A 7,207-nucleotide genomic window follows, 5' to 3' on the forward strand; every position below is an offset into this window, starting at 1 on the left:
TGCCATCTTGTTGCAGAGCGTGCCGGCCACGATCATCAGATCGGACTGGCGCGGACTGGCGCGGAACACCTCGGCGCCAAAACGGCCCAGGTCGGCGCCGTGCGCGAGCATCAGGCTGCCGTGTTGTTCGAACAGCGGCGCGCTGCAGCCTTCGGCACGCAGCGTGTCCGCCACCTCGCGCCACAGGGCCAGCGAGCGCCAGCCCAGGCGCGCGATCTCAGGGCCGGCGTTGTCCAGCTCCGCGATGGGGCTGAGCATGCCGGCCGCCGTGAAGCCGGCTGCGAAGGCCGCGTGTTCCGACAAGGAGCCGGTGGCCGGTGCTTCCGGACCCGCCGCCGGATCGAACACCGTGACAGCGTGCCCGGCCCGCGAAAGCTGCCATGCGAGCAGGCGTCCGAGCACGCCCGCGCCAGCGATGCCGATGCGTGAACGATGGGCATTCATGGCTCAGCCCTTCCTGCCGATCGCATCGACGGGCACGTAGAACTCGCCGCCCACGGCCTTGAACTCCGCGCTCTTCTGCGCCATGCCTTCGTTGAGTGCCTGTTCCTCGCTCACGCCCTTGGCCGCGGCGTAGTCGCGTACGTCCTGCGTGATCTTCATGCTGCAGAACTTCGGCCCGCACATCGAGCAGAAGTGCGCCTCTTTCGACGAGTCCTTGGGCAGGGTTTCGTCGTGGTAATCCTCGGCGGTCTGCGGGTCCAGGCCGAGTGCGAACTGGTCGCGCCAGCGGAACTCGAAACGCGCCTTGCTCATGGCGTCGTCGCGCGCGCGGGCGCCCGGGTGGCCCTTGGCGATATCGGCCGCGTGGGCGGCGATCTTGTAGGCAATGATCCCCTGCTTCACGTCGTCGCGGTCGGGCAGGCCCAGGTGTTCCTTGGGCGTCACGTAGCACAGCATGGACGTTCCCATCCAGCCGATCATGGCCGCGCCCACGGCCGAAGCGATGTGGTCGTAGCCCGGCGCGATGTCGATGGTCAGCGGGCCCAGTGTGTAGAACGGCGCCTCGTGGCAGTGCTTCAGCTGCTCGTCCATGTTGGCCTGGATCAGGTGCATGGGCACGTGGCCAGGGCCTTCGATCATGGTCTGCACGTCGTGTTTCCAGGCCACCTGGGTCAGCTCGCCCAGTGTCTTGAGCTCGGCGAACTGCGCTTCGTCGTTCGCGTCGGACGCGCTGCCCGGGCGCAGGCCGTCGCCGAGCGAGAAGCTCACGTCGTAGGCCTTCATGATTTCGCAGATCTCGTCGAAGTGCGTGTAGAGGAAGTTCTCCTTGTGGTGCGTGATGCACCACTTGGCCAGGATCGAGCCGCCGCGCGAGACGATGCCGGTGCGGCGTTGCGCGGTGAGGTGGATGTAGGCCAGGCGCACGCCGGCGTGGATGGTGAAGTAGTCCACGCCCTGTTCGGCCTGCTCGATCAGCGTGTCGCGGTAGATCGCCCAGGTCAGGTCTTCGGCCACGCCGCCCACTTTTTCCAGCGCCTGGTAGATCGGCACCGTGCCGATGGGCACCGGGCTGTTGCGCACGATCCAGTCGCGCGTGGTGTGGATGTTCTTGCCGGTGGACAGGTCCATCACGTTGTCGGCGCCCCAGCGGATCGCCCACACCAGCTTGTCCACTTCTTCCTCGATGCTGGAGGTGACGGCCGAGTTGCCGATGTTGGCGTTGATCTTCACACCGAAGTTGCGCCCGATGGCCATGGGCTCCACTTCAGGGTGGTTGATGTTGGCCGGGATGATGGCGCGGCCGCGCGCCACCTCGTCGCGCACGAACTCGGGCGTGAACACCTCGGGAATGCGCGCACCCATGGGGTTGCCGCGCAGGCGCGCTTCACGCGCCGGGTCGCCCAGGTACTCACGCATCCACTCGCGCTTGCCGTTCTCGCGCAGGGCCACGTATTCCATCTCGGGCGTGACGATGCCTTGGCGCGCGTAGTGCATCTGCGAGACGTTCATGCCGCTCTTGGCACGGCGTGGCGTGCGTTGCAGGCCGGCGGCTTCGGCGCGCAGGGCCTCGATGCGTTCGATGGTGGTGCCGTTGTTCTGCGCCTCGTTCTTCACGCCGTCGTCCAGCGCGGCGCGCTGGCGGCCGGTGTAGCTTTCGGTGTCGCCACGCGATTCGATCCAGGCGCCGCGCACGTCGGCCAGACCGGTGCGCACGTCGATGGCGGCGGTCGGGTCGCTGTAGGGGCCAGAGGTGTCGTACACCGTGACCCGCTCACCATTGCTCAGCAAGATCTCCCGCATGGGCACCTGGATGCTCTCGTTCGAGCCGGGCACGTAGATCTTGCGCGAAGCGGGGAAAGGTTCGCGGCTGAGCGCGAACTGGTCGGCGAAGGGAATCTTGTCGGGGGCGTTCATGGCGGCGGTCTCCTGTTGGGGCTGTGGATGCTCCGGAGACCGCCCGTCAAAACATGCACCCGGGCCCACTGGTGGAGTGGACGGACCCGTTGCACGAGGAACGGGTAGTGGATGCAGGCCCTGGGGGCTGCGCTCTTCTTTCGCTGGTACTAGCCAGATCAAGTTCACGGGTTCGGTTTTTCAACCATCTCAGCGCTGGACCTTTCGGTCTGTGCACCCCGGAGCAGGGCGGAGTGTATCCCGGTTTTCTGAATACGCTTTGCGCCGACCCCACGGTGCGCTTGCCTATTGCGTTGCGCCCCGTGTCCGCCACCGCACCGATCTTGTTGCCGCGGTTTGTTACGCTGTTGGATCGTGTTCCGCCGCCAAACCAAGCCATCGAAACCCTCCACGCCCATGACCTGGCTCACCTGGCTGTTCCTCATCGTCGCGGCGCTCGCGCTGATTTTCGTGGGCCTCAACGTCGGCGGCGCCATGCGCTGGACCGGGGCGACGCAGGCGATCCTGGCGCGTCTGGAGGCGAAACGCCTGCCCGCCTCACCCGCGCGCTACGACCCGCGCGAAATCGAAGGCCTGCCCGCGCCCGTGCAGCGCTATTTCAGCACCGTGCTCACGCCGGGTCAGTCCATCGTCACCGCGGCCACGCTGGAGCACACCGGCCACTTCAACCTGTCACCCACCGGCGAACAGTGGAAGCCGTTCACCTCGCGCCAGCGGGTGATCGTGCAACGCCCGGGTTTTCTGTGGGACGCGCGCATCGCCATGGCGCCCGGCGTGTCGGTGCGTGTGCACGACAGCTATGCGGACGGCGAAGGCCTGCTGCACGCGGCCGTTTCTGGTCTCTTCAGCGTGGCCGACCTGCGGGGCGGTGGCGAACTGGCGCGCGGCGAGCTGATGCGGTTCTTTGCCGAAGCCGCCTGGTACCCCACCGCCTTGTTGCCCAGCCAGGGTGTGCGCTGGACCGCGGTGGACGAGCTCTCCGCCAACGCCACACTGACGGACGGCGCGCTCTCGATCACCCTGTTGTTCCGCTTCGACGACGCGGGCCTGATGACGTCCATGCGCGCCGAAGCGCGCGGCCGTATAGTCGGCAAGGAGGTCAGCTCGGCACCGTGGGAGGGCACCTGGTCCAACCACCAGCGCGTCGACGGCATGACGGTGCCGCTCACCGGCGAGGTGGCCTGGCTGCTCCCGGAAGGCCGCAAGACCTACTGGCGTGGCACGGTCACCTCACTGCGCCACGAGTGGTCAGCGTGAACCGGCGCGGACCCTTCGGGCCCACTTGATGCCTTCGAACCAGAACACGCTGAACAAACCCAGTCCGCAGGCGGCGGCCAGCTCGTGCGCCGGCAGGGGCGCAAAGCGCAACACGCCCACCGCCCAGGGCACATAGAGCGCCGCCAGCAGCAGCGCCAACGCCAGACCCACCACCACCCAGAGCGTGGTGTTCGGCGTGCGCAGCGTGGCCCAGAGCGGCCTCGTGGCCGAGCGGTTGGAAAGGATCAGCGCCAGGTTGCCGATCACCAGCGTGGCAAAGGCAAAAGCGCGGGCCTCCGCCTCGGGCAGCCGGGGCGCCGCCCAGGCAAACGCGCCCATCACCGCCGCCAGCACGCCCAGCCCCTGCAGCAGCGCCAGCCACAAGGTGACGCCGCCAAACAGCGGTGCGTTGGCGTCGCGGGGCGGGCGTTGCATCACGTCGCTCTCGGCCGGTTCGTTCTCGAAAGCGATCGAGCAGGCCGGGTCGATGATGAGTTCGAGCAGGGCAATGTGCATCGGGAACAGCAGCGCCGGCCAGCCAAACAGCACCGGCAGCAGCGCCATGCCGGCGATGGGCACGTGCACCGCCAGGATGTACGACATCGCCTTGCGCAGGTTGTCGAAGATGCGGCGCCCCAGCCGCACCGCGCGCACGATGGCCGCGAAGTCGTCGTCCACCAGCACCAGCGAGGCCGACTCGCGCGCCACGTCGGTGCCGCGCTGGCCCATGGCCACGCCCACATGGGCCGCGCGCAGGGCCGGCGCGTCGTTCACGCCGTCGCCCGTCATGGCGACGATGTCGCCGCGCGCTTTCAGCGCCTGCACGATGCGCAGCTTCTGCTCGGGCGCGATGCGCGCGCACACGCTCACGTTCGCCATGCGCTCGCGCAGGGCGGTGTCGCTCAGCGTCGCCATCTCGTCGCCCGAGAGCACCTCGGCGGCCGACTCCGCCAGGCCCGCCTGCCGCGCGATCGCCTGCGCCGTGGCCGGGTAGTCGCCTGTGATCATCACCACGCGGATGCCGGCCGCGCGGCACTCGGCGATGGCGGCGGGCACCTGCGGGCGCACCGGGTCCGCCAGGCCCAGCAGACCGACGAAGCTGAAGTCGAAGTCGTGCTCGTTCGCGGGCCAGTCCTGTCCAGTGAAGCTGCCCTGGGCCACGGCCAGCACGCGCAGGCCCTCGGCGGCGAGTTCGTCCACCACGCTGGCAATGTGCGCCTTCTGCGCGTCGTCGAGATGGCACAGGTCCACCACAGCCTCGGGCGCGCCCTTGGCGGCCACCGTCTGCACACCCTGCACCGACGCCGCCCACACATGCGACATCGCGCGCAGCGCGGGGCTGAGTGCGTAGGTCTGCACCAGCCGCCAGTCGCGGTGCAGGTGTTCGGTGTCGGTCAGGAAGCGTTCGCCCAGCTGGTGAAACGCCTTCTCCATCGGGTCAAACGGGTCCACCACACTCGCCAGAATCGAAAACTCCACCAGCGTGTGGAAGGCTTCGGGCAGCGATGATTCGGACCCTGCATCCAGCGCCAGGCGGTCGGTGAGCGCCACGCCGCCCGCCGCCAGGTGCGTCACCGTCATGCGGTTGCCGGTCAGCGTGCCGGTCTTGTCGCTGCACAGCACGGTGGTGGCGCCCAGTGTTTCGATCGCGTTGATGCGGCGCGTGAGCACGCCTTCGGTGGACAGGCGGCGCGCGCCCAGCGCCGGGAACACGGTCATCACCACCGGGTATTCCTCCGGCAGCATCGCCATGGCCAGCGCGATGCCGGCCAGCAACGCCTGCAGCCAGTTGCCATGCATCAGGCCGTGCACCAGCACCAGCGCCAGGCTGAGCGCCAGCGCCAGCAGGGCCAGGTTGCGCACCAGCTGCGCCGTCTGCTTCTGCAGGGGCGAACGTTCGTTTTCCAGCGTGCCCAGCGCCGTGCCGATGCGCCCGATCTCGCTGCGCGCGCCGGTGGCCATCACGCGCGCCAGCGCGTGCCCCTGCACGATCAGCGTGCCCGCGTACACGGTGGGCAGGTCGTCACCGCCGGGGCGGGCTCGGGCGGCGTCGTCGGGTTGCGGGTTCGCTGCCAGCTCCGGCGGCAGCGCTGCCCGCTTGCTCACCGGCACCGCCTCGCCGGTCAGCAGCGATTCGTCCGCCTGCACGCCGTCCGCCGACACCAGCAGGGCGTCGGCCGGTACCCGGTCGCCTTCACTCAGTTGCAGCAGGTCGCCGCGCACCACGTCGCGCCCGGCAATGCGCTGCGGCGCACCGTCGCGGATGACGAGCGCGCGCGGGCTGGTCAGGTCGCGCAGCGCTTCAATGGCGCGCTCGGTCTTGCCCTCCTGGTACAGCGTCAGCCCCAGCGTGATGACCACGAAGCCGAACAGCGTCAGGCCTTCCTGCAGGTCGCCGAACGCCATGTAGAGCGTGCCGGCCGCGAGCAGCAACAGGAACATCGGCTCGCGCACCGTGTCGAGCGCGATGGACAGCAGGCTGCGCTGCTGTCCGCCGGGCAAGGCGTTGGGTCCGTCCTCGGCAAGGCGCTGCGCAGCGTCATTCGCGGACAGGCCAGACCCGGTGCCAGGGGTCGGTGTCGAGGGGGGTGGTTTCGGGGCGGCGGGCTGGGGCGGGGTCAAGGGCATGCGCAAGGTTAGCGCAGCCACGAAGGGCCACGCTGATCAAGTCCCTCGCGGCGCGCCCATCCCGGCAGCGGGCGAGCGCATCCACGGGACTTCTTCAGCGTTGCCCAAGGCTTGCATTCTGACCCTGACTCCGGCATGGTTCAGCGTCGGTTCGGTGTCGCACAGACGCGTTGCTCCGCAGCAGCCATCTTCGAAACTGAACCCCCACCCTCAAGAAAGGAACCTGCCATGTACGGATTCACCACCACGCTCAGCGGCGTCTCGTTTGACGAAGCGATCGCCCAGACCACCCAGGCGCTCAAGGCCGAAGGCTTTGGCGTGCTGAGCGACATCAATGTGCAAGCCGCGATGAAAGACAAGCTCGGCGAAGACATGCCACCCTACCGCATCCTCGGTGCGTGCAACCCGCCGCTGGCTTTTCAGGCGTTGCAGGCGGTGCCCGACATCGGGCTGCTGCTGCCGTGCAATGTGATCGTGCGCGAGGTGGTGCCTGGCCAGGTGGTGGTGGGATTCCTGGACCCGCAGGTCATGTTCACGCTCATCGCCAGTCCCGAGGTGAAAGCGGTGGCCGATGCGGCCGAGCAGCGCCTGCGCCGCGCCTGCGCCAGCCTGGGCGGCAGCACCGGGCCGGCGTGAAGGTTTTGTGGGCGCATCTCCCCGGTTGATGCACATCAAGGGCGGCAACCGCTGCAACAGCGATAAAGGTTCATGTCCGCGCCCACCAAGCCCACCTGGAACCCGATGCGCTGCCCGGCACACCCACCCTCGCCAGATCGGGAGGCCATGGCCCCGGCGCGTTCCGGGCAACCCGTGGCGATGCACCCGTGACCACGCTGCAGCTTCTGGGGTACATCAGTGCGGCACTGCTGTTGCAGATGGCCGTGGGCTTGGGTATCGCCTTCCGGCGCCTGCGGCTGAAGGCGCACGAGCCGGCCGCGCGCGATGCGGTCGCTGCCTCCCCGGC

At 68.6% G+C, this 7,207-nt stretch carries 4 protein-coding genes, 2 pseudogenes and 1 riboswitch; of the genes and pseudogenes, 2 read left to right on the top strand and 4 right to left on the bottom strand.

Annotated features, from left to right (window positions below):
* From F3K02_RS28010 to thiC, 3 genes and pseudogenes are all read right to left on the bottom strand, one after another.
* A pseudogene (locus tag F3K02_RS28010) lies at nt 1-93 on the bottom strand (NADH-quinone oxidoreductase subunit B); the annotation flags it as partial.
* A pseudogene (locus F3K02_RS14510) lies at nt 91-444 on the bottom strand (FAD-dependent oxidoreductase); the annotation flags it as partial. The pseudogenes F3K02_RS28010 and F3K02_RS14510, both read right to left, overlap by 3 nt.
* 3 nt (nt 445-447) lie before the next feature.
* On the bottom strand, nt 448-2,358 hold the full coding sequence (gene thiC / locus F3K02_RS14515) for a phosphomethylpyrimidine synthase ThiC (protein ID WP_177136322.1): 1,911 nt from the start codon (nt 2,356-2,358) through the stop codon (nt 448-450).
* A gap of 118 nt (nt 2,359-2,476) precedes the next feature.
* Nucleotides 2,477-2,589, bottom strand: a riboswitch (TPP riboswitch).
* 165 nt (nt 2,590-2,754) lie between these two features.
* Here thiC and F3K02_RS14520 point away from each other — a divergent pair.
* Entirely contained in the window at nt 2,755-3,615 is an 861-nt protein-coding gene (locus tag F3K02_RS14520; protein ID WP_177136323.1) for a DUF6920 family protein, read from the top strand.
* Here the strand turns inward: F3K02_RS14520 and F3K02_RS14525 are convergent.
* Nucleotides 3,607-6,243, bottom strand: coding sequence for a cation-translocating P-type ATPase (locus F3K02_RS14525; RefSeq protein ID WP_177136324.1), 2,637 nt, complete (start codon nt 6,241-6,243; stop codon nt 3,607-3,609). The genes F3K02_RS14520 and F3K02_RS14525 overlap by 9 nt on opposite strands.
* A gap of 228 nt (nt 6,244-6,471) precedes the next feature.
* Here F3K02_RS14525 and F3K02_RS14530 point away from each other — a divergent pair, with 228 nt between their 5' ends.
* Nucleotides 6,472-6,879 carry a DUF302 domain-containing protein gene (locus F3K02_RS14530; RefSeq protein WP_177136325.1) on the top strand — a complete coding sequence of 136 codons (408 nt, stop codon included), beginning with the start codon at nt 6,472-6,474 and terminating at the stop codon, nt 6,877-6,879.
* Nucleotides 6,880-7,207: the final 328 nt, after the last annotated feature.

This window comes from Hydrogenophaga aromaticivorans, from assembly GCF_013387465.1.
GTDB classification, from domain to species: domain Bacteria; phylum Pseudomonadota; class Gammaproteobacteria; order Burkholderiales; family Burkholderiaceae_C; genus Hydrogenophaga; species Hydrogenophaga aromaticivorans.